The organism is Ruania alkalisoli, assembly GCF_014960965.1.
Classification (GTDB): domain Bacteria; phylum Actinomycetota; class Actinomycetes; order Actinomycetales; family Beutenbergiaceae; genus Ruania; species Ruania alkalisoli.
This window is the reverse complement of record NZ_CP063169.1, coordinates 4,417,220-4,442,695: the sequence shown is the minus strand read 5'-3', so window position 1 is coordinate 4,442,695 and position 25,476 is coordinate 4,417,220. Positions and strand designations below refer to the sequence as shown.

19 protein-coding genes are annotated in these 25,476 nt (G+C 68.5%); 10 read left to right on the top strand and 9 right to left on the bottom strand.

Annotated features, from left to right (window positions below):
- The first annotated feature begins 677 nt into the window (after positions 1-677).
- Entirely contained in the window at positions 678-1,631 is a 954-nt protein-coding gene (locus IM660_RS19670; RefSeq protein WP_193499542.1) for a ParA family protein, read from the top strand.
- Positions 1,628-2,938, top strand: a complete 1,311-nt coding sequence (locus tag IM660_RS19665; RefSeq protein WP_193497427.1) for a ParB/RepB/Spo0J family partition protein — start codon at positions 1,628-1,630, stop codon at positions 2,936-2,938. The genes IM660_RS19670 and IM660_RS19665 overlap by 4 nt, the downstream gene beginning before the upstream one ends.
- A 38-nt stretch (positions 2,939-2,976) precedes the next feature.
- Here the strand turns inward: IM660_RS19665 and IM660_RS19660 are convergent, their stop codons facing one another.
- From IM660_RS19660 to IM660_RS19630, 7 genes are all read right to left on the bottom strand, one after another.
- Positions 2,977-3,933, bottom strand: coding sequence for a D-alanine--D-alanine ligase family protein (locus tag IM660_RS19660; RefSeq protein WP_193497426.1), 957 nt, complete (start codon positions 3,931-3,933; stop codon positions 2,977-2,979).
- An 11-nt stretch (positions 3,934-3,944) separates the two neighbouring features.
- Positions 3,945-5,291, bottom strand: a complete 1,347-nt coding sequence (locus IM660_RS19655; protein WP_193497425.1) for an aminotransferase-like domain-containing protein — start codon at positions 5,289-5,291, stop codon at positions 3,945-3,947.
- Between the two features lie 240 nt (positions 5,292-5,531).
- Complete coding sequence (gene trxA, locus IM660_RS19650) at positions 5,532-5,858, bottom strand: thioredoxin (protein WP_281389272.1); 327 nt, start codon at positions 5,856-5,858, stop codon at positions 5,532-5,534.
- A gap of 25 nt (positions 5,859-5,883) precedes the next feature.
- Complete coding sequence (gene trxB, locus IM660_RS19645) at positions 5,884-6,882, bottom strand: thioredoxin-disulfide reductase (protein WP_193497424.1); 999 nt, start codon at positions 6,880-6,882, stop codon at positions 5,884-5,886.
- Between the two features lie 119 nt (positions 6,883-7,001).
- Positions 7,002-10,886 (bottom strand): murein biosynthesis integral membrane protein MurJ, encoded by a 3,885-nt coding sequence (murJ, locus tag IM660_RS19640; protein WP_193497423.1) that lies wholly within the window; start codon positions 10,884-10,886, stop codon positions 7,002-7,004.
- Complete coding sequence (locus tag IM660_RS19635) at positions 10,886-13,333, bottom strand: DUF6049 family protein (protein ID WP_193497422.1); 2,448 nt, start codon at positions 13,331-13,333, stop codon at positions 10,886-10,888. The genes murJ and IM660_RS19635 overlap by 1 nt, the downstream gene beginning before the upstream one ends.
- Positions 13,334-13,370: 37 nt before the next feature.
- A complete protein-coding gene (locus IM660_RS19630; protein ID WP_193497421.1) occupies positions 13,371-13,898 on the bottom strand; it encodes an NUDIX hydrolase in 528 nt (175 codons plus the stop codon).
- A gap of 185 nt (positions 13,899-14,083) precedes the next feature.
- Between IM660_RS19630 and IM660_RS19625 the strand changes: the two genes are divergently transcribed.
- The 4 genes from IM660_RS19625 (at position 14,084) to IM660_RS19610 (ending at position 19,755) form a co-directional block, all read left to right on the top strand.
- Entirely contained in the window at positions 14,084-15,559 is a 1,476-nt protein-coding gene (locus IM660_RS19625) for a CCA tRNA nucleotidyltransferase (protein WP_193497420.1), read from the top strand.
- A gap of 140 nt (positions 15,560-15,699) precedes the next feature.
- Positions 15,700-16,539 carry an ABC transporter ATP-binding protein gene (locus tag IM660_RS19620; RefSeq protein WP_210769044.1) on the top strand — a complete coding sequence of 280 codons (840 nt, stop codon included), beginning with the start codon at positions 15,700-15,702 and terminating at the stop codon, positions 16,537-16,539.
- Positions 16,540-16,568: 29 nt separating this feature from the next.
- Positions 16,569-17,582, top strand: coding sequence for an ABC transporter substrate-binding protein (locus IM660_RS19615; RefSeq protein WP_193497418.1), 1,014 nt, complete (start codon positions 16,569-16,571; stop codon positions 17,580-17,582).
- 1 nt (position 17,583) lies between these two features.
- Positions 17,584-19,755, top strand: a complete 2,172-nt coding sequence (locus IM660_RS19610; RefSeq protein WP_193497417.1) for an iron ABC transporter permease — start codon at positions 17,584-17,586, stop codon at positions 19,753-19,755.
- Positions 19,756-19,762: 7 nt separating this feature from the next.
- On the opposite strand, the gene IM660_RS19605 is transcribed toward IM660_RS19610, so the two are convergent.
- Positions 19,763-20,737 carry a GlxA family transcriptional regulator gene (locus IM660_RS19605; protein WP_193497416.1) on the bottom strand — a complete coding sequence of 325 codons (975 nt, stop codon included), beginning with the start codon at positions 20,735-20,737 and terminating at the stop codon, positions 19,763-19,765.
- On the opposite strand from IM660_RS19605, the gene IM660_RS19600 reads away from it, so the two are divergent.
- Entirely contained in the window at positions 20,706-21,122 is a 417-nt protein-coding gene (locus IM660_RS19600) for a hypothetical protein (RefSeq protein ID WP_193497415.1), read from the top strand. The genes IM660_RS19605 and IM660_RS19600 overlap by 32 nt on opposite strands.
- 197 nt (positions 21,123-21,319) lie before the next feature.
- Positions 21,320-21,769: a class I SAM-dependent methyltransferase gene (locus tag IM660_RS19595; RefSeq protein WP_246465049.1), complete on the top strand. Its 450-nt coding sequence runs from the start codon at positions 21,320-21,322 to the stop codon at positions 21,767-21,769.
- A gap of 102 nt (positions 21,770-21,871) precedes the next feature.
- Here IM660_RS19595 and IM660_RS19590 read toward each other — a convergent pair whose 3' ends face one another.
- On the bottom strand, positions 21,872-23,194 hold the full coding sequence (locus IM660_RS19590; protein ID WP_246465048.1) for an MFS transporter: 1,323 nt from the start codon (positions 23,192-23,194) through the stop codon (positions 21,872-21,874).
- Between the two features lie 106 nt (positions 23,195-23,300).
- Between IM660_RS19590 and IM660_RS19585 the strand changes: the two genes are divergently transcribed.
- Positions 23,301-23,768 carry a Fur family transcriptional regulator gene (locus IM660_RS19585; RefSeq protein ID WP_193497414.1) on the top strand — a complete coding sequence of 156 codons (468 nt, stop codon included), beginning with the start codon at positions 23,301-23,303 and terminating at the stop codon, positions 23,766-23,768.
- A 76-nt stretch (positions 23,769-23,844) separates the two neighbouring features.
- Complete coding sequence (locus IM660_RS19580; protein WP_193497413.1) at positions 23,845-25,308, top strand: catalase; 1,464 nt, start codon at positions 23,845-23,847, stop codon at positions 25,306-25,308.
- Positions 25,309-25,476: the final 168 nt, after the last annotated feature.

Sequence of the window (25,476 nt, the reverse complement as noted above, 5' to 3'; positions counted from 1 at the left end):
ATCAGGAGGACGAGTCGAGACTGTGTCCGGAGCAGGTAGCGGTCGCACGTGGAGTCGTCTCGTTCCCTGACGGTGTTTCACGTGGAACAAGACTGGGCACGACCGGTTCTAGGTGTCGGATGCCTCTCCGCCGGTCGGTTCCACGTGAAACACACCGCAGCGCGATCCGGACTCCGCTGTGGATGAAGCACCTGACCGACAGGCGCGTGCGTGGCTCATCCACGCCATGCATGACGCACGGGACGAAGCTATCCACGGATCACGTCCAAGTCGTGTGGATAACTCAGCGAGGCGTTCAACGCTACGAACTAGTGCAATTCCACCGGTTCTGCGGGCGGAGGCGGCGATTGACGTCCACACGAGGCTGCACCTCTGAAGTTATCCACAGGTTCATCCATGCCATGCACAGTGCACGGTGTCGGTCCACACCCAACCGCTCAGCGTCCACAGCGCACCTGTGGATATCTCCTCGCAGACTGATGAGTTGTGGACATGACGCCCATGCCGTCCGCCGGGAGCCGGTGGGACGTCTACTCTTGGAGAGCACCCATCATCGGAGGAACACGAACGTGGATCAGGACGACGTTGCCGCTGGATCGCGGCCCTTCGCCGATGTGACGAAGCCGCTCTCACCAGATGAAGAGCATCGCCTCGCCCTCATCGACGCGATCCCGGTCATGGACGACACGACACCCCTCGCTGCGCAGCTCGCGGAGGACGCACGACGTCGAATCGAACTCACCGGCCAGAAGTTCCCACCGCCGCTACAGACGCGCGTCTTCACGGTCGCCAACCAGAAGGGCGGCGTAGGGAAGACGACTACCTCGGTCAATCTGGCCGCTGCGCTCGCCCAGTCAGGCCTGCGGGTCTTGGTCATCGACAATGACCCGCAGGGAAACGCCTCCACGGCGCTCGGTATCGAACACCATGCCGGCGTCCCCTCCACCTATGACGTGCTGATCAACGACATGCCGTTGGAGGAGGTGATTCAGGAGTCTGACGCCATCCCCGGGCTCTACTGCGCACCCGCGACGATCGATCTGTCCGGCGCCGAGATCGAGCTCGTCTCCCTGGTCGCTCGCGAGAACCGCCTTCGCAACGCGCTCGCTGCGTACCTCAAAGGCAGGTCCCGGCGCGGCGAGCCGCGGATCGACTACGTCTTCGTCGACTGCCCACCCAGCCTCGGCCTGCTCACCGTCAACGCCTTCGTCACGGCACGCGAGGTCATCATCCCCATCCAGTGTGAGTACTACGCGCTGGAGGGCCTGAGCCAGCTGCTCAATAACATCAATCTGATCCGCTCCCACCTGAATCCGGCACTGCACGTTTCCACCATCCTGCTCACCATGTACGACGCCAGGACAAATCTCGCTCAGCAGGTTGCCGAAGAGGTCCGCGAACACTTCCCAGACCAGACGCTACGCACCGCAATCCCGCGATCGGTACGGATCTCCGAAGCTCCCTCGTATGGTCAGACGGTTCTGACCTACGATGGCGGTTCCACGGGCGCTCTTGCCTATCTTGAAGCTGCACGCGAGATCGCCCAGCGAGGGCTACAGCCGCTCGAGGACTACGCCTACGCCGGCTCACACCACAGCGCCGGGGTTACGACTGAAGGAGACCAAGGATGACGGAGCGACGCCGCGGACTGGGGCGCGGACTGGGTGCCCTCATCCCCACCGGGACCCCCGGTGGCGGGCAGCGTCCCGTTGACGTCTTCTTCCCCGAGCAGGAGAAGGGTACGACCGACGGAGCCAAGGCCACCGATACGGCATCGTCAGCCGAGAAGGCCGTACCCAACGATGCGCCGTTGAGCACGAGCGAGCGCCTCCTTGCCGAACTGGAGGAGCAGGCGACCGCCCCAGCCCCTGCGACGAGCGCCACCGGCACGAACTCGTCGCCGAGCGGCACGGCAGCTGCTCTGGCGGGCACCGAAGCTGCGCCGGACGCACCGACGCAGCCGGACGCGAATGGACTCACGGGGGCGGGATCGACTCCCCGCCCGACTGATCCTGTGCTCGACTCCGGAGCAGTATCCCCCGATGGGGAAGCGGCGGACCCCGACGGACTCGTTGCCGTCCCGGGTGCCCGATTCGCTGAGGTTCCGATCGAGGCAATCGCCCCGAATGCTCTTCAGCCGCGGCAAGTATTCGACGACGATGAGTTGAACGAGCTGGCGAGCTCGATCCGCGAGGTCGGCGTCCTGCAGCCGGTGGTCGTCCGTCCGTCCGGCGCTGACGCTGACGGGTTCGCCACCTATGAACTCATCATGGGTGAGCGGCGCTGGCGTGCCTCACGCATCGCCGGCCAGACCACGGTGCCGGCGATCATCCGGGACACAGCGCAGGACGACATGCTCCGGGACGCGCTCCTGGAGAACCTCCACCGCGTCCAGCTCAACCCGCTCGAGGAAGCAGCCGCCTATCAGCAGCTCCTCGACGACTTCGACTGCACACACGACGAGCTCGCCACTCGCATTGCGCGGTCACGACCGCAGATCAGCAACACACTCCGTCTACTCAAGCTGCCAGCCCTCGTTCAACGACGGGTGGCCGCGGGCGTTCTCAGCGCTGGGCATGCTCGTGCACTGCTCGGACTCCCTGACGGCGCTGCGATGGAACGACTTGCTCAGCGGATTGTCGCCGAGGGCCTGAGCGTGAGGGCTACCGAGGAGATCGTCACCCTGGGTGAGGATCCGCTGCAGCCCGAGTTGCGTCGTCGACCCCGCGCAGGGGCGCACTCGGCGGCTCTGGGTGAGCTGGCCTCCCGCCTCTCGGACCGCCTTGACACCAAGGTCAAAGTCAATCTCGGGCAAAGGAAGGGTCACGTCAGCATCGAGTTCGCGAGCGTGCAGGATCTCAACCGCATCCTCGGTGTACTCGACCCGAACGACCCGGGCGTGCTCCGCGAAGACGGGTCAGTGGCCGAGGCTGAGTGACGGAACGAGCCGGCTCTACCCCGCAACGGTCGCGCTCGTCAGCGCCGAGCGCCCGCCAGGGCGAGATCGTGGTAGAGCGCGTCCATGGAGAGGTTGGCAGCCTGGACCGCCTGGGGAAACAGGCTCGTCTCCGTCATCCCCGGTGCCACGTTCGACTCCAGATACCAGGCAGTGCCGTCGGCATCGACAATCAGGTCGGTCCGGGACAGCTGCGCCAGCCCTAACTGCTCGTGCGCGAGCACCGCGATTCGGTGGGCGGCATCGAGCTGCGCGGGTGCCAATCGTGCCGGTGCGAAGTACTCAGTGCGACCGGCGTTGTAGCGGGCGTCGTAGTCATAGGGACCGTCAGTGACGATCTCGACCGCCGGAAGCGCCCGGGGGCCGTCGCCGGTGTCGACCACCGAGACTGCCACCTCTGTTCCGTGCACGGCACGCTCAATCAGAGCGGTCTCGCCGTAGGAGAAGCAGTGCACCATCGCCTGCGGAAGCAGGGCGGGATCTGTCACGACCGTGACGCCCAGTGCGGAGCCCCCGGAAGCCGGCTTGACCACGAGCGGAAGAGGCAGGCGGTCCAGGACGCGCTCGAGTACCGCCGTCGCCCCAACCTGGCGAAACAAGCTCTGGGGCAGCGTGACCGAGGCCGGTGTGCGGGCGCCGGCCCGTTCCATCAAAGACTTCGCGACGGGCTTGAACCACGTGCTCCGCGCGCCGGCGGAATCGGAACCGACGAACGCGACATCCGCCAATGAGAGGAGGTCGCGGACGGAACCATCCTCACCAGTGCTGCCGTGCAGCAGCGGCCAGACGACGTCAGGTCGGGCACTGTCCAGATAGTCGAGCAGTCCGGCGTCCAGGTCCCGGAGCGTCGCCGCCGCCCCAGCCGCGCGCAAGGACTCGGCCACTCGACGCCCGGAACGGATCGAGACCTCACGTTCGTGGGAGAGCCCGCCGGCAAGCACGAGAACCTCGAGCGGCTGGCTGGTGTGGTCAGTCACGGCAGATCTCCTCAGTTCTGGTCAGGAGCGGGAGCATGGACGCCACGACCCCCGGTCGTGCCGGATGTCCCGAACATCTGCACCAGCTCCAGCTCGCTGGTGACCACTCCTGCAAGGCGACGCACACCCTCCCGGATACGCTCCGCCGTCGGATAGCAGTACGACAGGCGCATGAACTGCTTGCCCTGATCGTCAGCGTAGAAGGCGGTGCCCGGAACGTAGGCGACGAGTTCGGTGACGGCGCGGGGCAGCATGTCCTGGGCGTCGAGGCCCTCGGGCAGGCGGACCCATGTGTAAAACCCACCAGCCGGGTTCGTCCAGCTGGCCATCGGGAGGTACTCGGCCAGGGCACTCACCATGGCGTCGCGACGCTCGCGATAGACCTCACGGAACTCCTTGACCTGTCCGCGCCAGTCGCAGGTGGCCAAATAGGTCGAGATCGACATCTGGCTCATCATCGATGGGCACAGAATGGCCGACTCCGCAGCCAGGACGAGCCGCTCGCGAACTGCGTGCGGTGCCACTGCCCAACCCACCCGGTAGCCGGGAGCGAACGTCTTGGAGAAGGAGCCCAGGTAGATGACGCCGTCGGGATCGTAGGTGTGCAGGGCAGGAAGCGGATCGGAGTCGAAGCCGAGCAGCCCGTACGGGTTGTCCTCCAGGATCAGCACTCCGTAACGCTGCGCGATCTCCACGATCTGTGGCCGTCGTTCAGCGCTGAGCGTGACGCCGCCGGGGTTGTGGAAGTTCGGCACCGTGTAGAGCAGCTTGACGGTCCGGCCCTCGGCGGCGAGCTCACTGAGGGTGTGCTCCAGTGCCTCCGGCACCAGGCCGTTGGCGTCCATCGGCACGTGGACCACGTCGGCCTGATACGAGCGGAACACCCCGAGTGCACCCACATAGCTCGGCGCCTCAGCGACGACCACATCGCCCGGATCGACGAAGATGCGCGTGACCAGATCCAGCGCCTGCTGTGAGCCGGTCGTGACGATGACGTCATCGGCGTGGGCGCGGATGTGCTCCTCACGCATGACTTCCAGGATCTGTTCCCGGAAGGACTCCTCGCCCTGGCCGGAGCCATACTGCAACGCGACGGCGCCCCGTTCGGAAAGCAGCTTCGCGGTTACCTCGCTGATGGTCTCCAGCGGCAGGCCCGCCAGGAAAGGCATGCCACCGGCGAGCGAGACCACTTCAGGACGGTTCGCGACGGCGAAGAGTGCCCTGATCTCGGAGGCCTTCATCCCGTAGGTGCGTTCGGCGTAGTGACTCAACCAGGGGTCCAGGCGCGTACCCGGGGCGGACGCGGGGATGTCTGCAGCGGCGGCGGGCTCGGGGGAATGCTGGGGCGAGACGTTCATCGGACCTCCATTCCTCGGGTACCCGCCGCTCGGGCACATCTGATGAGTCTCCCACGATCTCCGGGCCCGACGAGGGTGACGCGCGTCGCAGCAGGGGCTGTACGACCGTTCAAACGGGCATGGGCTGCAGCGCTACCGTCGGTGTCGAAGGTCAAGAAATGTCGGTCGCAGGAGACGACTGTGCCCGGTGTCCCATGAATCGGGGCACCGGGCACAGTCACCTGTGACGCCTGACTCACCTCACCTGAGGTAGTCCTCGATCTCGGCTAGGAATGCCTTCTTCGGACGGGAGCCCACGATGGACTTCACCAGCTCCCCGCCGGAGTAGACGTTGATCGTCGGGATGGACACGACGTTGTACGCGGCGGTCGTCTGCGGGTTGGTGTCCACGTCGAGCTTGTACACCGAGATCTTCCCGGCGTTCTCCGTCGCGATCTCTTCCAGGATCGGTGCGAACTGCCGGCACGGACCGCACCAGTCCGCCCAGAAGTCCACGAGGACCGGCTTGTCGGAGCCGAGTACATCGGTGCTGAAGGCGGCATCGGTGGTGGTCTGGATAGCTGCCATGGTCTCTCCTTGGATCTAGGGCAGGTCAGGTCAGCAACGTGGCGGCCGCATCGGCGGCCTCTGGGGCCGCAGGGGCCGCGTCGAGGGCGGCCAGGTAGCGCTCGGCGTCCAGAGCCGCCGCACACCCGGTTCCGGCGGCGGTGATCGCCTGCCGGTAGTGGTGGTCCACGACGTCACCGGCCGCGAAGACCCCCGGCAGATTCGTCCGGGTGCTCGGGTGCTCGACGTCGATGTACCCCTCCTCGTTGAGCCTGACCTGGCCGGCGACGAGTTCGGTGCGAGGGAGGTGGCCGATCGCCACGAACACCGCCGAGGCACCCACCTCACGCGTCTCACCCGTCACCGTGTCGCGCAGCGTCACACCAGTGACCTTCTGGTCGCCGTGAATCGCGGCGACCTCGCTGTTCCACGCGAACGTGATCTTCTCATCGGCCAGGGCCCGGTCGGCCATGATCTTCGAGGCGCGCAGCTCGTCCCGGCGGTGAACCACCGTCACGGTCCGCCCGAACCGGGTGAGGAAGAGCGCCTCCTCCATCGCGGAGTCGCCACCACCGACCACGATGATGTCCTGGTCACGGAAGAAGAAGCCATCACATGTGGCGCACCAGCTCACGCCCCTGCCCGAGAACTGCTTCTCCTCGGGGATCCCCAGTTCCTTGTAGGCCGATCCTGTCGCGAGGATGACGGTGCGAGCCTGCAAGACGTCGTCATCGTCGGTGACGATCGTCTTGACCGCACCCTCGAGCTGGACGGAGGCGACGTCCTCGTAACGGATGTCAGCACCGAACCGTTCCGCCTGCTCACGCATCTTCTCCATGAGGTCCGGGCCCATCACCGCGTCCGGGAAACCGGGGAAGTTCTCGACCTCAGTGGTGTTCATCAGTGCGCCGCCGGCAGTGATCGCACCGGCGAAGACGATCGGAGTGAGGCCTGCGCGTGCTGCGTAGACGGCTGCGGTGTAGCCGGAGGGGCCGGAGCCGATGATGATGACGTCGTGGACGTCGCTGCGGTTCTCGTCGCTCATGAAGTTCCTTCTGGTGGGGGCACTGCCTGACACAACCATGCCTGATCGGCGGATGTTCCCGCCTCTGCCAGGCGGTCCGTCCCACCCGGATGACTCAACGATTCACCCGGTGTTCGGTGTCAGTTCACCGTGATCTCGGCCAGCTCAATCCGGTTGCGCCCATCCGACTCGGCCACCGGCAGCTCCGGGAACCACAGCACCACCGCGTCCAGGTCGGTCGGTTCGGAGAGCGTGTAGGTCATCTCGGGCCCCATCTCACCCTCGGCGAGCACCTCGCCACCGCCGGGATCGTCCGGCGAGGTGTTGCGGATCTGCAGCACACCACCGGCGCCCTGGACGTCCACGGTCACCGATGTCACCGTCGACGTGGCCTCGAGCACGACGGCGAAGCCCAGGCCTTCCTTGATCCCGTAGCTGGGGTTGTCGTAGCGCAGCGACTGCCATGAGCTCTCGGGGTCCCCGTCGACGGCGTAGCGCGCCAGGTCCTCGTTGTCGCCCACGCCTGTGGACGGGTCGAGCGAGCGCACGTCGGCGATCTCGATCGGTGCGGCCGACGCTGAAGGGGTCGGTTCCGGGCTCGGTTCCTCACTGGGTTCTCCCGTGGGCTCCTCCGACGGCGCAGCGGTGGTGGGTGTGATCGGCTCGCGCGTGTGGTCGTCAGGGTTGAAAGACGTCGACGCCTCGCGCAGCGACCCGATGGCGAGGATCGTGGCGACCACGACCACGGTGACCATCACGAAGATGACGATCGGGGTGGGGTTGAACCGCTCGCGGACACCGTCCTCGTCTTCCGTCTCGCGCATGAACCGCCCTCGCACGGCACTCCCCGCGGCGCGCAACCACCCTCCCAGGACACTCTGGACCGTCGGGGTCGTCACGGTCGGGTGAGTTGGCGCGGCCTGCTGTCCGGGGGTGTCCCAACCGAGCACAGGAGGCACTGGACGGCGTAGCTCATGTCCAGATTCACCGGCACCAGCCGTGGTCGTGGGCCGGGACGGAGGTTCATCACCGCCGACCTGAGCCGGCGACGACGTTCCATCCGAGAGCGCGGACCCAGCCGAGGCCGCCGGCGCCTGAACGGGCGAATGTGGGGCTGGTGCCCGTGTCACCCGGGGCTGTCCCGGCACGACGTCACCGGCATGCCGGGCGTGGTAGCCGGGCGGAACCTCGGGAGCTGCGCCGTCGAGAACCTCGGAGAAGGCGACCGGCTGTGGATCGTCCGGAAGCGGGTGAGGTGCCCACGTGCTCGGATCCCGGTGCGTCCGGGCGGTGTGCTCAGTGCTTCCTGTGCTCTCCGTGCTCTCCGTGCCCTCGGTGCCAGCGGTGCCCTCAGGACCCGCGGCGTCGTCCACCGGCCCGGAGCCGTCTGCACTGCGTGCCAGGGAATCAGGAGGCGCCGTCACGGTCGCTGAGGCGACGGTGGCGGAATCGGTCGCACCGACTGCCCGGGGGGCTTCGCCGCGGTCGGTGATCGCGGTGACGGCCCCGGGTGCATCCCAAGGTTCCAGTTCGCGCACGAGCTCACCTGCTGTGTACGGACCATCCTCGTGGGGGCCGAATGTCACCGCACACAGGGTGTCGAGATCGTGCGGAACCCCATCCGCCAGCTCGCCTGGGGGAACAGGGGCCCCATCGATGCGCGGAGCCGTGGGCAGGCCCCCGGAACGCTCCGGGGCACCCGGCCAATGACCGGTCAGGGCCGTGTACAGCAACGCCACAAGGTCCACCGCATCGGTGCGTGCCGATCGTTGTGGATCCACCGGGGTCATGCCTGCCTGAGCCGCATCGACGGCGAGTCCGCCCAGCTGCACCGAACCGTCTGCAGCCACCTCCAGCGCTGAAGGGCGCAGGTAGAGGTGGTGGACGCCGCGCTTACGGGAGAGTTCGATCGCCGTCGCTGCCTCGCCCACCAGGGTGCGGGCCTGTGCCGCCGGAAGCCGACCACCCGAGACGAGGCCGGCCAGTGACGTTCCCGCGGGCGGTTCCGAGACCACGAACGCGACGTCGTCGTGGGTACCGACGCGGACAATCCGGCGCAGACGGGGGTCGGAGATCAGGGCCGCCCGTCGTGCGGCGTCCAGCGCCTCGTCCCGGTGCTGCCCCTGCAGCGTGGTGACCTGCACTGGGCGTTGCAGGATCTCGTCCTGGCCGGACCACGCGGAAGCGCCGGGAAGGTCCGTGGCGGAGGCGGCCTCGAGCACATACCGGTCCGCAAGGGTGATCCCCGGCTCGAGGGACGTGGTCGTGCCCTGGGCCACTGGCGTCCCTCCCATCCCCGTGTTCTCACCAACGATCGTGAACCATATGGTACGCAACGGACCTGGCACCGTGAGCCTCGATGTCAACGGCTCCAGCCGGCGGGTCAACGGCGCTAGCATGGCCGCTATCCGGGCGGTCAACTGATCCAGCTCGTCCACCCGGAACCGCTTGAGCAGAACCAGGTACAGCAGGCCCATTCCTCCGCCGAGGACGAGGACCCGCAGGACCGCTCCGACGAAGGACGTCTGCACTCCCCACAGGTGCAGCACGCCCCACCCGAGTAGCGCCGTCGGGACTGCAGCCAGCACCACCCGCACGTGCGTACGCAGCACCCGTGCGCCGTCAAGGTTGGGCAGTTTGCGGCGCAATGCCAGGTAGGCCACGAGCGCACCGAACATGTTCGACAGTGCCGTGGCCGCACCAGCGCCCACGACCCACCACTGCACATCCAGCAGCAGGAAGCTCACCACGCTGCCCACGATCTGCAGTCCCGCCATCGGGACCTGGATCACGAACAGTGACTTCGCGTCCTCGTAAGCGAAGTACACGCGCTGGGCCATCGTCCAGATCGCGATGGCCGGAAGCCCGATGAGCATCGCGACCAGCACGTGCCCGACGGCACGGTAGGAGGCGAAGGTGGCCTGGTCGAAGGTGACCACCTGCGTCAGCGGGATCGCCAGCACCATGAACGCTGCCGCCGCGAAGATCGTGAACACGGCAAGTGTGCGAAGCCCGCGGGAGAGGTCGTCACGAACCCGGAAAGCACGGCCCGCGGCGGCGTGCTCGCTCAGGCGCGTGAACATCGCCGTCACCAGCGAAACGGTGATCAGCGACTGCGGCAGCATGAAGATCAGGAACGCATTGTCATAGGCGGCGTTCCCGGCCACGCTTGCCGGGTCCGGCAACAACTCCCCCCGGGTCCCGGCCGCGGCGGCGAGATTGGAGATCGCCAGGTATCCGACCTGTCCGACGGCGAGAGCGGCGAATGCCCACAGCGCCACGCGGCCGGCCGAACGGAGCCCGGTGTTGCGCAGCCCCCAGCGCGGCCGGTAGCGGAACCCGCTGCGATACAAGGGGACGATCAGCACCAGCGCCTGCGCGGCAACGCCGATCGTCCACGGGCCTGCCAGGAGCAGGATGCGCTGGGCGTCCCACGCCGTCGCACTCGGGGGATCGCTGAGGTACGTGCCGTAGACCACGAGGTACGCGACCAGGCCGGCGATCGAGATGAGGTTGTTGAGTACCGGCGCCCACATGTAGGGCCCGAAGTTGCTGCGCGCGTTCAGCAGCTGCCCTAGCAGTGTGTACAGCCCGTAGAAGAACAGCTGCGGGATGCACCACATGGCGAACGCGACCGCGAGCGGCATCCAGGGCGAGTCGCGTAGATCCGCGGCGTAGAGCGTCACCAGGGCGCCCGCGGCGGCGGTCAGCACCAGGGTGATCAGCCCCATCACGGTGGCGGCCAGCGTGAGCAGCCGGTTCACGTACTCGGTGCCGCCATCGGCGTTGCGCATCGCACGCACGATCTGAGGCACCAGCACCGCGTTGAGGATCCCGCCCGCGAGCAGCATGAAGATGATGTTCGGCAGCTTGTTCGCCACCGAGAACGCGTTCGCTGCGCCGCTACCTGTCACTCCGATTGCGGCCACCATGAGTGCATTGCGCAGGACGCCGAGGATCCGGGAGACCAACGTCCCGGAGAACATGACGGCGGCAGAGCCTGCCAGACCCGAGTTTCCCGCCATCAGCCGTCCTCCCCCGAGGGGCGCGGATCCGTGTCGTCCGCACGCTTCGCCTCCGGCCTGGCCGTGCTGGTTGAGGTTGCGGCCGTCCCGTCGTCACGATCGCCGGGAACAGCGGCGCCCGACTCCATCGGCGTCCCGCGCCCCCGTGGCGCGGGCTCGAACCGACGCTGCCCCTTGCGGATCGTGCGGACGATGCCGAACGCCAGGGCGAGGGCGAGGACCACGGCGATGATCGCCGTCCCGGTGTTCTCCCAGTCCGCTCGGACCCGCACCCGGAACGGGTCGGCCTCGGTGAGCACCTCTCCATCGATACCGGAGAGGATCACGACCGAGACGTTCACATTCCCGTTCGCGACGGCGGTCACGGGCAGTCGTGCGGTGGTGGCCCCGCCCGGAGGGATGTGAGCCAAGACGGTCTCCTCGGCACGCAGGCGCGGATCCTCGGGAACCAACCGCACCGCGACCGTGGCCGCCACGGCCAGGTCGCTCTCGATGGTGATCGGGAGCTCACCCGAGGCGGCGATGAGCAGCACTTCGCTGCCCGGCCCGACCCGGATCTGCGCGCTGAGCGCGGCCGCCCCCTCGAGGGCCGTGGAAACCACCGTGCTTCGGGTGGACGGATCGCGGGTGAACGCGGCAGACAGGCCCGTCAGAATTTGCGGGGCGAGGTCATCGCGGAAGGCCGCGGGCTCCTCGGTCACCTGGGAGAAGGCAGTGACTTGGGACCAGGCCGAATTCAGGTCGGCGACGGTGTCGGTGCGCAGGTGGGAGCCTCCTGCCGGGCGCTCGGGCAGCGGTTCGCGCGCCTCACCGGTATCGGTGCGTCCGAGCAGGCTGCGAAGGTTCGCCGATTCGACCCACGGGGCCTGGTCGAATGCCTCGAGTGTCGCGGTCAGGGCATCCAGCTGGGCGGCCTCGCTGCCAAGATCCCGCTCCAGCGCGACGAGCAGACCGCGGGCGTCGGCGGGCCGTTCCCGTGCGATCACCGCCGACTGCGCCAGCATCACCTGCCGGATCTGCAGGGAGCTCGCCTGCGCGCTCAGCACCGCCGAGAGGCCCTCGTCCCACAGCAGACCCTCGACAGAACCGGCCGTCGTCTCGATCCGAGTACGACCGGAGGGGGTGTAACCGATGGTCTCGCTGGTGGGCACAGCTGCAGCGGGCAGCACCGCCGCGCGGGTGTCGACTGCGGCCAGAGCCGCGAGCGAGGACTGGTCTGCGCTCGCCGGCCAGGTCACGTCATCCAACGCGATCACACCGTGCTCGGCGAACAGGGACTGCGCACGGTCGTCGCCTGCGCGCAGCAGATCGAGCCCGTCCGAGGTGTCGAGCACCGACTGATCGGCATCCGCATAGCCCAGCGCGATCACGTCCCGCTCCGCCGCTCCGCTCACCAGCTGGTCGAGCACCGTTGCAGGATCGGAGTCGCCGAGCGAGGCTGCGTCCCCTGTGCCGGCGCCTGTGCCTGTGCCTGTGCTGTTTGTGCTGTCCGTGCTACCGGGAGTGGTGCCAGCATCTGTCGCGCCGTCAGTGTTCGGGTCATCGTCGGTGCCGGCCGGGCTCTGTGTGCCGCCTGCGTCATCGGCGGATCCCGTCTGCGGATCCTCGCCTGGCGGATCAGCCGACTCAGCTGCGTCGGACGGGTCTGCGGTCCCGGTGCTCGTTCCCTCCTCCGGGGCAGTCGCATCCTCGCCCGCATCCGTGACCGGGAGGTCGGAGGGCACCGACTCCAGCAGGGCGGAATCCAGAGCCCAGGCGACGTCGTCGGGCATCTGCGACAGCACCGAAGCCAGGCGTGGAGCGGACTCCTCGAGCACCGGTACACCCGCTTCCACGGCTGCACGCCACTCCTGCGTCGTCGGTGTCAGCGGTGCGATCACCGAGATCTCGGTTGGTGCACCGACCTGTGGTTCGTCCGGGTACCACAGCAGCGCCGAGCGCTCACCGGCCACGACCTGCCCGGCGGAGACGGCACGCACCTCGATCCCACGCGGCCCCCAGGTTGACCCCGAGCCGAACGGGCTGTGGTCGGCGGGTATCTCGATGCGGAAGGGCACGCTCGCACCGGAAGGGACGTCGTCGGGGAGGTACTCGACGGCGAAGACCTCGGCGTTGAACGAGCTCGCGCTGGTCAGCCACGAGTCGAGGGCCGACCGGGTGGCGGGCACGTGCAGCTGGAGCACGAGCTGGATGCGTGGAGCGGTGAGGGCCTCGTCGGTGCCGTTGCTGAGAGTGCCGGTGATCGCGATGTCATCGCCGGGGCGTGTCACGGCTGGAGAGATATCGGTCAGCTCGAGGGTGACCTCCCCGGGAACCGGCTCGGCTGCTGCGGGCGTGGGTGGGAACAGCAGGCCCGATCCGGCAACAGTCAGCAGCAACGCCAGCGTGCACACACGCACGAGAGTGCTGACGCGCATCCTGCCCATGCGCCCGTTGCACTCGTTCATCGGCCTCTCGGTACCGGCCCCGGTCACCGGCGGCCCGTCACGCGCGACCCTCGAGGATGGCGCGTGCCGTGGCGACCACGCGCCGCTCGTTCGGGTACGCCAGCCGGGAGGCGACCTCGGCCAGACCCACCCACGCGACGTCCTCGGCCTCGTGATCCGGGTCGTTCTCGATGGTCAGCTCGCCCCCCAGAGCCTCCAGGAGATAGTGATGGACCACCTTGTGCACCCGGCGGTCGTTCCCGGCGAACCAGTAATCGATCGTGGCAAGGTGACGCAGTACCTGCCCTTCGATCCCGGTCTCTTCCGCGATCTCCCGGACGGCGGCCTCCTCCGCGGTCTCCCGGCCTTCAAGATGTCCCTTCGGCAGGCACCACTCGAGCCGGCCCGCACGGTTGCGGCGGGCAATGATGGCCGTGTACGCCCGTCCGCCTTGCACTGACACCACCAGACCGCCGGCCGACGTCTCGTCGACGATGGGCAGCCCGGAGGCGTGCGGGCGCCGCCAGCGCACCGGCTGCGGGGGCCTGGGCACCCGCGGCCCTGGGGTCGGGATCGCGGCGGACATAACAACACTGTAATCAAGCCCACGCGTGCACGCGTCATGCCAGGCCGTGCTGACCGGTCTTGCACACCGTCTCTGACGCGCACGGAATCCACCGGATTCGGTAGGCGTGGCGCGCAAGCTCGGTGCACGTGGAGGCGAGGTTCGGTGGCGACAAGGGGATTCGAAGGAGACTGACAGTAGGAAACATGGCAGGCTGGACGGCTGTGCCGACCACTGACCGTCCAGTCGAACCCGTTGAGCTGCTGCGCACCGCGCTGAGTGTGATCGCCGAGTACGCACCGCAGGCGATCGAACTCGGTCGCGTCTTCGCCGATGCCGGGCATGAGCTTGCGCTCGTGGGTGGCCCCGTCCGTGACGCCTTCCTCGGCAAGGCGAGCGTCGATCTGGACTTCGCCACCAGCGCCCACCCGGACGAGACCGAGCGGATTCTGGCCCGGTGGGGCGATGCGCACTGGGACATGGGCAAGGAGTTCGGGACGATCGGCGCCAGGCGAGGCGACGTCGTCGTGGAGGTGACGACGTACCGCACCGAGGCCTACGACTCCACCTCCCGCAAGCCGGAAGTCGTCTACGGCGACACCCTGGACGGCGACCTCTCGCGCCGTGACTTCACCGTGAACGCGATGGCGCTGCGCCTGCCGGACCTGGTGTTCGTGGACCCGTTCGGCGGATTGTCGGACCTGGCCGACCGGATCCTGCGCACTCCCGCCGCGCCGGAGCAGTCCTTTGACGACGACCCCCTGCGGATGATGCGCGCAGTGCGCTTCGCCGCCCAGCTGGGTGTGGACGTCCACCCCGGCGTGCTGGCAGCGATGACGGCGATGGCGGCCCGTCTCGAGATCGTCTCGGCCGAACGGGTGCAGGCCGAACTCGTCAAGCTGCTCCTCGCCCCGGCCCCGAGGCGCGGCCTGGAACTGATGGTCTACACCGGATTGGCCGACCATGTGCTCCCCGAGTTACCTGCCCTGCAGCTGACCATCGATGAGCACCACCGGCACAAGGACGTCTACGAGCACACGCTGACCGTGCTGGACCAGGCGATAGACCTCGAGACAGGGCCCGAGGGCCCGGTCCCGGGCCCGGATCTGGTGTTGAGGCTGGCGGCGATCATGCACGACGTCGGCAAGCCCGCGACCCGCCGCCTGGAACCTCGTGGAGGCGTGAGCTTCCATCACCACGAGATCGTCGGCGCCAAGATGACGACCAAGCGGATGAAGGCGTTGCGCTTCGACAAGGCCACGACTCAGGCCGTCTCGAAGCTGGTGGCGTTGCATCTGCGATTCCATGGCTACGGAGACGCCGCCTGGACTGACTCCGCGGTGCGGCGCTATGTCACCGATGCCGGCGACCAGCTGGAGCGGCTGCACCGGCTCACCCGGGCGGACTGCACCACCCGGAACAAGCGCAAGGCGGCGCGGCTCTCGCACGCCTACGACGATCTGGAGAACCGGATCGCTGAACTTGCCGAGGAGGAGGAGCTTCAGAGCATCCGGCCGGATCTGGACGGGAACGCGATCATGGGGATTCTCGGCATCGGTCCCGGGCGCGAGGTGGGTGCTGCGTATCAGCACCTGCTGGCGCTGCGGATGGAGCGCGGGCCGCTCGGCGAGGACGAGGCGCGGGCGGAGCTGCTCGCGTGGTGGGAGAGCCGGCAGCCCTGACGCCATCGCGTCACCGCCCGCCTTCACCCACGGTCGCTCACCCCACTCGGCGTACGTGGCGTCTCGCCCAGTGAGACGTTCGTGCTGAGTGAGGGTAGCCTTGGTTAGGTAAGTGGAACCTTACTTCCATGGAGAGCCCGATGAGCGCGAGTGCGAACCCTTGGCTGCGTGCCGAGCAGGTGTCGATCACCTACGGTGCCGGCGACGTCGTCAGCGACGCACAGCTCACGCTCACCTCCGGTCAGGTCACCGCCCTGGTCGGCCCCAACGGGTCCGGGAAGTCAACCTTCCTGCGCGGCATCGCTCGCCTGCAGCACATGCGCACCGGGGCGGTGACGCTGCGCGACGGTCGTGACGCGCGCGCCCTCTCCGCCCGGGAGTTCGCGCGGGAGATCGCGATGCTCGCCCAGAGCCGGCCCACCCCCGTGGGAATCACCGTGCGCGACGCCGTCGAGTTCGGGCGTCACCCGCACCGATCGCGGTGGCGCGGCAGCGATCCGGACGGCGGCGCCCGGATCGAGCACGCCCTCGAGCTCACCCGCCTGACCGACCGGTCGAACGACATGATCGACGAACTCTCCGGCGGTCAGCTGCAGCGCGTGTGGATCGCCAGCGCCCTCGCCCAGCACACCGACGTCCTGTTGCTCGACGAACCCACCAATCACCTCGACCTGCGCTACCAGGTGGAGGTGCTCGAACTCATCCGCGAGCTCGCCGACGACCACGGCATCGCCGTCGGGGCGGTGCTCCACGACCTCAATCAGGCCGCCGCACTTGCCGACCGGGTCGTGGTTCTCAGCCAGGGCAGCGTCGTGGCGGACGGGCCGCCCACTGAAGCACTCGACGGCGGCCTCCTCACCGAGGTCTTCGAGATCGACATCGTGGTCGAGCGCGCCACCTCCGGCGTGCCCCACGTGGACGTGCCGCGGCAGCTGCTGCGGCGCCCGGCCGGGTCGGCCGGGGCAGTACGCCCCGCCTGACCCGCGACCCTCCACCCGAGGAAGGACCCATGAGACGAACCCCTGCCCTGATCGCGACCGCCCTCCTGGCCGCGACTGCCCTCGCCGCGTGCGGCACCACCGACCCGGCGGCAGACGCCGACGAGACCGCCGGCGGCGAGACTGACGCCGCGGCCGACCCCGCTGCCGGTCCCATCACCGTCACCGACGCCAATGGTGAGGAGGTCACCCTCGAGGCGCCCGCCGAGGATGTGGTGGCGCTCGAGTGGAACCAGGCGGAGATGGTCACGACGCTGGGGGTCGACCTCGTCGGCCTGTCCGATGTCGAGGGCTACACGAGCTGGGTCGGCAACGCCGAGCCACTGCGCACCGAACCCCGCGACGTCGGCACCCGGCGTGAGCCGAGCATCGAGGCGATCGCCGAGCTCGAACCGGACCTGATCATCGGCAGTCCCACCTCGATCCCAGAAGACGCGATGGAGCAGATCAGCCGCATCGCACCCGTCGTGCTGCTGCAGAGCGCCGACGGCGCCGACCCACTCGGCACGATGCGGTCCTCGTTGGAGACAGTCGCCTCCCTGCTGGGCAAGGACGCCGAGGCCGAGCAGGCGCTCGCCGACTTCGACGCCACCATCGCTGAGAACACCGCCGCGATCGAGGCGGCGGGCCTGGCCGGCACCCCAGTCGTGCTCACATCCCCCTACGCCGAGGGTTCCACCCTGAGCATCCGCATGCACGGTCCCCGCTCGAGCGTGCAGGCAGTCGCCCTCGAGATGGGCCTGGCCAGCGCCTGGGAGGACCCGGGCGACGACGGCTACGGCCTGTCCTATCTCGACCTCGAGGGCTTGACCCAGCTCCCCGATGACACCCAGTTCCTGTACTGGGGCAACGACGGCGAGGACGACCCGGTCGAGACCTCGATGGCCGGTAACCCCTTGTGGGAGAACCTGCCGTTCGTGCAGTCAGGGCAGGTGCACGAGGCCGCGGTCGGCATCTGGGCCTATGGCGGCCCGTCCTCGATGGCGGCCTGGTCGGACGATCTCGTCCGGGTGCTCGGAGCCTGACATGAACGACGGCGTCACCCAGCAGCTCGTGCGGCCACCGGTATCAGGGCAGGTCGCAGCACAGGCTGCCAAGCCGATCACGCCCGATGCGCCCGGATCCGCCGCGAGCTCGCCCACCACGGCGCGCTCGCGGTGGGCGGTGACCATGACAGTGCTGGTCATGCTGGTAGTGCTCTTCTGGCTGGCTGGCGCCGTCGTTCTCCATCTCACCCAAGGAACCGCCGACCTCGACCTCGCCGGCCTCTGGCAGGTCCTCACCGGTCAGGCTGCCGGTACCGACGGGGCGGTCCTCGCGCAGTCGCGCCTGCCGCGTCTGCTCGCCGCCCTCATGGTCGGGTCGGCGCTCGGTGCCGCCGGAGCCGCGATGCAAGGGGTTGCCCGAAACCCGCTCGCCTCCCCGGACACCACTGCCGTCAACGCCGGTGCCTACCTCGCCCTGACCATCCTGGCGGTCACCGGCATCCCGCTCGGCCTGTTCGGGAACGTCACCGTCGCCTTCCTGGGAGGACTCGGGGCTGCGGCCGTGGTCATCGCGGTCTCGGCAGGGGCGCAGATCTCGGCAATCCGGCTGGTGCTGGCGGGATCCGCCCTCACGTTCGGGCTATCCGCGATCACTTCCGTGCTGCTGGTGCTCTTCCCGTGGCAGACCCAGGGACTGTTCGCCTGGGGGGCGGGCACGCTGGCGCAGAACGGCGCCGGTGCGGTCACCGCCCTGGCCCCGGTGGTCGTCGTCGGGATTCTTGCGCTCATGGTGCTGGGGCGCCGCCTCGATCTGCTCCAGCTCGGCGACGACGCCGCGCGCTCTCTCGGGGTGGCCGTGGGCCGCACCCGCATCACACTGGTCGCCTTCGCGGTCCTCCTGGCCACGACGGCGGTCACGGTGGCTGGTCCGATCGGTTTCGTCGGTCTGTGCGCGCCCGCGATGATGCGCATGCTCGCCCGCGCCGTACCGCCGCTGCGCATGCACCGCGTCCTCATTCCCGTCAGTGCCGTGGCCGGCATCGCGCTCGTCCTGACGGCGGACGTTGCCGTGCGTGCGGCGTTCGGCGCCGTCTCCGGGGTCACCTTGCCCACCGGGGTGGTCACCACGATGCTCGGTGCCGCGTTCATGGTGGTGCTGGCCCAGCGGATGCGCACCGGCCTGGCTGGTGAGGCGCTGGCCACGCTACGCAGTGGCACGGCGCTCGGCCGGCGCGCACCACACCTGATGATCCTGGCGGCGTTCGGACTGGTGGTGGCGGCCGTGATCGCCGGCGTCCTGCTGGGAGATTCCACCGTGCTCCTCGGTGACGTGGCGAACTGGCTGCGGGGCGTGGCTTCGGTGCGGATCGAGGTGATCCTGGAGACCCGCATCCCCCGCGTGCTCGCGGCGCTCGCGGCCGGAGCCGCGCTCGCTCTTGCCGGGGCGCTGGTGCAGGCGATCACCCGCAACCCCCTCGCGGATCCAGGCATCCTTGGCATTTCCGCCTCCGCCGGGCTTGGAGCTGTGATCACCATCGTGGTCGGCTCCACGGTGAGCTTCGCCTCCACCCTGGGCGGCGCGCTCGTCGGGGCGCTGATCGCCACGGTGGCGCTGTTCGTGCTCGGTGCGCGCGGTGGTGCTGATCAGGGGCGCCTGGTGCTGGTCGGTGTCGGGATCGGGGCTGCGGCGAGCGCGATGACGACGCTGCTGTTGGTGCGCACCGACCCGTGGAACCAGAACGCGGCGATCACCTGGCTCGGCGGTTCCACCTATGGGGCGAACTTCTCCTCCCTGGTGCCGTTGCTGGTGGTGTTGGGGGTGTGCGTGGTCGCGCTCGTCGGTTGGCACCGCGATCTGGACCTGGTGCAGTTGGACGAGACCACGCCCCGCTCGCTCGGGGTGCAGGTGCCGCAGCTGCGCCGGGGGGTGCTCGTGCTCGCCGTCCTGCTCACGGCCGCAGCGACGGCAAGTGTTGGAGTGATCTCCTTCGTCGGGCTCGTGGCGCCGCACGCGGCCCGGATGCTGATCGGGAAGCGGCATGCGCTGCTGCTGCCGCTGGCGGTGCTTCTCGGCGGCCTGCTCGTGACTGTCGCTGACATCGTCGGTCGCGTGGTCCTCGCACCGGACCAGTTGCCCGCCGGGCTCGTCACAGCGACGATCGGCACTCCGTACTTCGTGTGGCTGCTGTGGAAGATGCGTGCGCGTCGTTGAGTGCGCGCTATCCGGTCAGTGTGCCGGCGCTGGGGGCTCGGGCGGAGAAGCGACTGCGATAGAGCCCAGGTGAAATCCCGACCTCCCGGGTGAAGGCCGCGCGGAACGTCACCGGCGATCCGAAGCCGACGTCGAAGGAGATGTGGTCGACGGTCAGGTCGGTCGTCTCGAGCAGCTCTTTCGCTACGGCAATCCGTTCCGCAGTCACCCACCGCATGGGCGTAGTGCCGACGTCCCGCTGGAATCGCCGGGCAAGGGTGCGGGCGGAGAGGTTCGCGGCCTGTCCCAGCTCGGTCAGGGTCACGGGGCGGACGAGGTTCGTGCGGAGCCAGTCCCGGAGGTGATCCAGCCAGGCGGCCCGGTCCTCCAGCGGCTCGGCCGTGACGTACTGGGCCTGATCCCCGTCGCGGTGGGATGCGATCACCAGATTGCGCGCGATGGTGTTCGCTGCACGCTCCCCGTGGTCGCGCCGGATCAGGTGCAGGCACAGATCGAGGCCGGCGGCCGAGCCGGCACTGGTGAAGATGCCGTCGTCCTCCACGTAGAGCGCGCGCGCGTCGACCTCGATCTGGGGGTACAGCCGTTGCAGGAGCGGTGCGTGCCGCCAGTGGGTGGTGGCGCGGCGGCCATCGAGCAGGCCGGCTGCGGCGAGTGTGAACGTGCCGGTGCACAGAGCCACGATCCGGGTGCCCTGCTCAGCCGCTCGCCGGAGCTCGTGGACCAGCTGCTGGTCGATGGGCCGACTGGGCCTTCCCCCTGGCACCACGACCATGTCGCCGTCGGACAATGCGCTCAGCGGACGCGCGGGGCTGAGCCGGGCTCCCGTGTGGGTGGGCACGCCCTCCAGGTCGCCGCAGAGAGTCACGTCATACAGCGGCCCGCGCTCGGGGTCCCAGTCGTATCCCAGCGCTTCCAGCGGCATGCCGATCTCGAACAACGTCAATCCTTCGGTGAGCGGCACCGTGACAGAGGGGCGCGACATGATGGCAGGATACTATCGGTTCCTGTCGATCCTGCCACTGTCGGGTGAATGCTCGGCCCGCGAGTCTGGAGTCATGCATTCCGACGACTTCCTTGCACAGCAGGTGATGAAGGCCAACAACGCCAACGACCTGACACCAGTCCGTCGTGACGACCGCCCGGCTGTCCTGATGATGGCCGCGGCGCTGTGGCGTGGTGTCCGGCACCTGGCCTCGGGCATCGACGCGTTCTCCAGCGTCTGGCACGGGATCGAGGTGCCGGCCGATCACGAGTCCCGCGACCGCCGGGAACCCCGGCGCGCTCCACGTGGCGCTGATGACGGCGGGACGCCCGCAGCGCACAGGCCGGCTCCTGTGAACATGCGCTGCGGCCGCGGCGTGAACTGACCGATGTCATGCGTCGCCTGCGGGCTAGTGTCGGTTCCCATGGATCGAGTGGTGCACGCCTACGGTGCGCGCGCAGCCGAGTATGCGGCGAAGGTGGGCACCATCGAGGCGGCACATCCGGAGGATGTCGACCAGGTGCTGATGTGGGCGCGTGGTCTGGACGGTCCGGTGCTCGATGTCGGCTGCGGGCCGGGTCAGTGGACGGACCTGCTGCATCGCTCGGGGTCCAGGTCGAGGGAGTCGATCCCACTCCGGAGTTCCTGGCCAGTGCGGTGGAGCGCTATCCGGGCCCGGTGTTCCGGCTGGGCCGGGCGGAGGACCTCGGAGTTCCGGGAGGCTCGCTTGCGGGAGTACTTGCGTGGTACAGCATCATTCACACCGAGCCTGTCCGGATCGGGCCGGTGTTCACTTCCCTGGCTCGGACGCTTCGCCCCGGCGGCGAACTGCTCCTGGGCTTCTTCGCCGCTGAGGAGGGCGAGATCGGTCCGGTGCCCTTCGACCACAAGGTCGTGCGCGCCTACCGCTGGCCGGTGCAGGTGATGACTGACAGGCTCGTTGTCGCCGGGCTCGGGATCCGCAGTACCCACACTCGTGCTGAGCCGGGCGTGCGTCCTCATGCCGCGATCCGCGCCCAGCGGCCCGGCTGACATTCGCCGAGCACAGTTTCGAACCTCCACCATCCCACTGCGCCGAGCGGTGCGATTCGCGAAATCGGGCGATCAGATGCCGCAGAATCCTGCGCTCGGGGCTCAGTGCGGTGGCGCCAGTGGCACTGGTCGGGGCCGGTCGTGCAGGACGGTGGTCATTCTGCGGTAGGCGATGCCGAGCACCACGTAGAGCACCGCAAGTGCGAGGAACACCACCCGGGACCAGCCGGTGTCCGGCAGTACCGCGGCTGCCACCGCCGCGGCCCCAGCGAATGCCCCGTTGTACAGCGTGTCGTACAACGAGAATGCGCGCCCGCGATAGGTATCGGCGGTATCGCGCTGCACGATCGTGTCGACGGCGATCTTCGCTCCCTGCACCGCCAGTCCCATCAGCACCGCGGCCGCTGCGATCACCACGAAGGTCGGCGCCGCCGCCATCAGCACCTGGCTGAGGGCGCCAAGGCCGAGACAGACCACCACCCACGTGGACGGCGCCATCCGTTCATGGGCGATCGGGGTGAGGACGATCGCCAGGCCGTTGCCCGCGAAAGAGATCCCGGAGAGGAGACCGAACATGGCCAGTCCCGCACTGGCATCGGAAGGATCGGTGAGCAGGTTCCGGGAGATAAGGATGAGCGCGATGAAGTTCACCCCGTACAGGAAGCGGTGGATCGCCATCACGCCGAGCGCTGCTCCCGGGGTCCGGCGCGCGACGAGGTAGCGAGCGCCGGCCACGAGATCCGTCGCCGTGGCGCGTACGTCCTTCCATGCCTGGGCGAGGCTGCGCACCCCGGGAACCAGGTCTGGTCCGAGCTGATCCTTGCCCAGTCGGAGCGCCAGCAGGGAGGCGAGGCCGAAGATGACGGCCGCGATGGTGAGCACGAGGCCGTTCTTCCCCGGCCCGGCCGGCACCAGCAGTCCGATCAGGAATCCGAGCGCCGCTCCGATCACAGCGGCCACGGCGCCGAGTGTGGGGCTGATCGTGTTCGCGATCAGCAGCTGCTCGCGCGGCACCACCCGTGGCAGGGCGGCGGAGAGCGCCGCCAGCAGGAACCGGTTGACACCCAAGGTCACCAGGGCGATCACGTACACCGCTACCGAGACGCCGTCTGTAGCCATCAGTAGTGCCAGGACGGCGGTGAGCACCACACGCACAGCGTTGCCTACGAACAGCACTTGCCGCCGTCGCCACCGGTCCAGCAGCGGGCCCGCGAACGGGCCCACGATCGTGAACGGCAGGAGCAGCACAGCAAACGCGGCGGCGACCGCACCGGCGGTGGCGAGGTTCTCCGGGGAGAAGAAGAACAGGGTCGCCAGACCGGCCTGGAACATCCCGTCGCCCGACTGGGACACCAGGCGTACAGCGAACAGACGGCGGAACCCGCGGTGGACGGCGACGGTGCGCAGGTCGGCGAGGATGCTCACTCCGTGCAGGCTATCGCGCATGAGGCCGAGTCCGGCGTGCTGGGGTGGGTTCACGCCGCGCCTCGCCAGTTATTACGAGTGTGTCGTAATAAGGTAGCCTGAGCATATGCACACGAAGCCGATGACCAGCGAGACCTGGGCTACGGCCCTGCGGTCGCTGGGTCGGCGAGTCACGCGGCAACGCCTCGCTGTGCTCGACGCTGCGCATCGTCACCCCCACGCCACGGCTGAGGTCATCCTCGAGACCGCCCGGACCGAGCTGCCCGCCCTGACCGCCGCGTCCGTGTACCAGGTGCTGGGCGACCTCAGCGAGTGGGGTCTACTCCGCAAGCTCGAGACACCGGACTCGCCGGCTCGCTATGAGACCCGCATCGGCGACAACCACCACCACGTGATGTGCGTGCGGTGCGGTGCGGTCGAAGACGTGAGCTGCGTCGTCGGACATGCCCCCTGCCTGACCCCCGCCGAGACGGCGGGGATGCGCATCGTGACCGCGGATGTGCTCTTCCAGGGCATCTGTTCCAGCTGCGATGCCGCCGAGCCCGACCAGCATGCCGCCTCGCCGTCCCGCTGAGTTCCGCGCCCCGAAGACCGGCAGCGCCGCTCCGGCGCGCACCCCATCGAGTTCCCGACCCAAGGAGATCATCGCCATGACCGACGTGACCACGACCAACTCCGGTGCCCCGGTAGCCAGCGACCAGCACTCGCTCACCGTCAGCAACACCGGACCGATCGCCCTGCATGACCACTACGTGGTGGAGAAGCTCGCCCAGTTCAACCGCGAGCGCGTTCCCGAGCGCGTGGTGCACGCCAAGGGTGGCGGCGCTTTCGGCACCTTCGTCACCACCGGTGACGTCTCGAAGTACACCCGCGCGGCACTGTTCCAGCCGGGCACCGAGACCGACATGCTGATCCGGTTCTCCACCGTGGCGGGTGAGCAGGGCAGCCCCGACACCTGGCGCGACCCCCGCGGGTTCGCGGTGAAGTTCTACACCACCGAGGGCAACTACGACCTGGTGGGCAACAACACGCCGGTCTTCTTCATCCGCGACGGCATCAAGTTCCCCGACTTCATCCGCTCCCAGAAGCGCCTGCCGGGCTCGGGCCTGCGCGACAACGACATGCAGTGGGACTTCTGGAGCCTGCAACCCGAGAGCGCCCACCAGGTGACCTGGCTGATGGGGGACCGCGGCATCCCCGCCACCTGGCGGCACATGGACGGCTTCGGTTCGCACACCTACCAGTGGATCAACGCAGACGGCGAACGGTTCTGGGTGAAGTACCACTTCGAGACGAACCAGGGCAACGAGTTCCTCACCGGTGCCGAGGCCGACGAGCTCGCCGGTCAGGACGCCGATCACCACCGGCGCGACCTGTACAACGCCATCGAGTCCGGCGACTTCCCCTCCTGGACCCTCAAGGTGCAGGTGATGCCGTACGAGGACGCCAAGACCTACCGGTTCAACCCGTTCGACCTCACCAAGGTGTGGCCCAAGGGCGACTACCCGCTGATCGAGGTGGGCACGATGACGCTGAACAAGAACCCGGAGAACTTCCACGCGCAGATCGAGCAGGCCGCGTTCGCGCCCTCAAACTTTGTGCCCGGGATCGCCGCCAGCCCGGACAAGATGCTGCTCGCCCGGATCTTCTCCTACGCCGACGCGCACCGGTACCGGGTGGGCACCAACCATGCCGAGCTGCCGGTGAACGCGCCGAAGTCCCCGGTGCACTCCTACTCCAAGGACGGCGCCATGCGGCACCACTACCGCCCGGCCGATGCTCCGGTCTACGCGCCGAACAGCGTCGGTGGCCCTGCGGGCGACCCGGCGGCTGCCGGCGAGGGCAACTGGGAGTCCGACGGCGAGATGCAGCGGGCCGCACAGTCCCTACACGCCGAGGACGACGATTTCGGCCAGGCGGGCACCCTCGTGCGTGAGGTGCTCGACGACGCCGCCCGGGAACGTCTGGTGGGCAACATCGCCGGGCACGTGGCCCAGGTGCGATCGGAGGATATCCGCGAGCGGGCTTTCGCCTACTGGGACCAGGTGGACGCCACGCTCGGTACTCGCGTACGTGAGGCGGTGCAGGTCCTGCGTGCCACCCCGGTGCGCTGAACCGCCAGGCCTGAGCGCCCCAGAACCCTCTGGCTCCCATTCACGACGGCGCCCGTCCCTTCCGCAGGGGCGGGCGCCGTCGTGCGTGCACGCCCCTGCCCTACCCGGAGCCCTTGATCATCCGTTCAATGCCGCCTAAGGTCGTCCTTGACGGGGTACGTCCGGGCA

What these genes read in the sequence shown, in the direction of transcription:
- IM660_RS19585 (WP_193497414.1), top strand. Translation starts at nt 23,301, where the DNA reads ATGCACACGAAGCCGATGACCAGCGAGACCTGGGCTACGGCCCTGCGG.
- IM660_RS19665 (WP_193497427.1), top strand. Translation starts at nt 1,628, where the DNA reads ATGACGGAGCGACGCCGCGGACTGGGGCGCGGACTGGGTGCCCTCATC.
- IM660_RS19610 (WP_193497417.1), top strand. Translation starts at nt 17,584, where the DNA reads ATGAACGACGGCGTCACCCAGCAGCTCGTGCGGCCACCGGTATCAGGG.
- trxB (WP_193497424.1), bottom strand. Translation starts at nt 6,882, where the DNA reads ATGAGCGACGAGAACCGCAGCGACGTCCACGACGTCATCATCATCGGC.
- IM660_RS19615 (WP_193497418.1), top strand. Translation starts at nt 16,569, where the DNA reads ATGAGACGAACCCCTGCCCTGATCGCGACCGCCCTCCTGGCCGCGACT.
- IM660_RS19625 (WP_193497420.1), top strand. Translation starts at nt 14,084, where the DNA reads ATGGCAGGCTGGACGGCTGTGCCGACCACTGACCGTCCAGTCGAACCC.
- IM660_RS19605 (WP_193497416.1), bottom strand. Translation starts at nt 20,737, where the DNA reads ATGTCGCGCCCCTCTGTCACGGTGCCGCTCACCGAAGGATTGACGTTG.
- IM660_RS19630 (WP_193497421.1), bottom strand. Translation starts at nt 13,898, where the DNA reads ATGTCCGCCGCGATCCCGACCCCAGGGCCGCGGGTGCCCAGGCCCCCG.
- IM660_RS19620 (WP_210769044.1), top strand. Translation starts at nt 15,700, where the DNA reads ATGAGCGCGAGTGCGAACCCTTGGCTGCGTGCCGAGCAGGTGTCGATC.
- IM660_RS19670 (WP_193499542.1), top strand. Translation starts at nt 678, where the DNA reads ATGGACGACACGACACCCCTCGCTGCGCAGCTCGCGGAGGACGCACGA.
- IM660_RS19655 (WP_193497425.1), bottom strand. Translation starts at nt 5,291, where the DNA reads ATGAACGTCTCGCCCCAGCATTCCCCCGAGCCCGCCGCCGCTGCAGAC.
- trxA (WP_281389272.1), bottom strand. Translation starts at nt 5,858, where the DNA reads ATGGCAGCTATCCAGACCACCACCGATGCCGCCTTCAGCACCGATGTA.
- murJ (WP_193497423.1), bottom strand. Translation starts at nt 10,886, where the DNA reads ATGGCGGGAAACTCGGGTCTGGCAGGCTCTGCCGCCGTCATGTTCTCC.
- IM660_RS19635 (WP_193497422.1), bottom strand. Translation starts at nt 13,333, where the DNA reads ATGAACGAGTGCAACGGGCGCATGGGCAGGATGCGCGTCAGCACTCTC.
- IM660_RS19580 (WP_193497413.1), top strand. Translation starts at nt 23,845, where the DNA reads ATGACCGACGTGACCACGACCAACTCCGGTGCCCCGGTAGCCAGCGAC.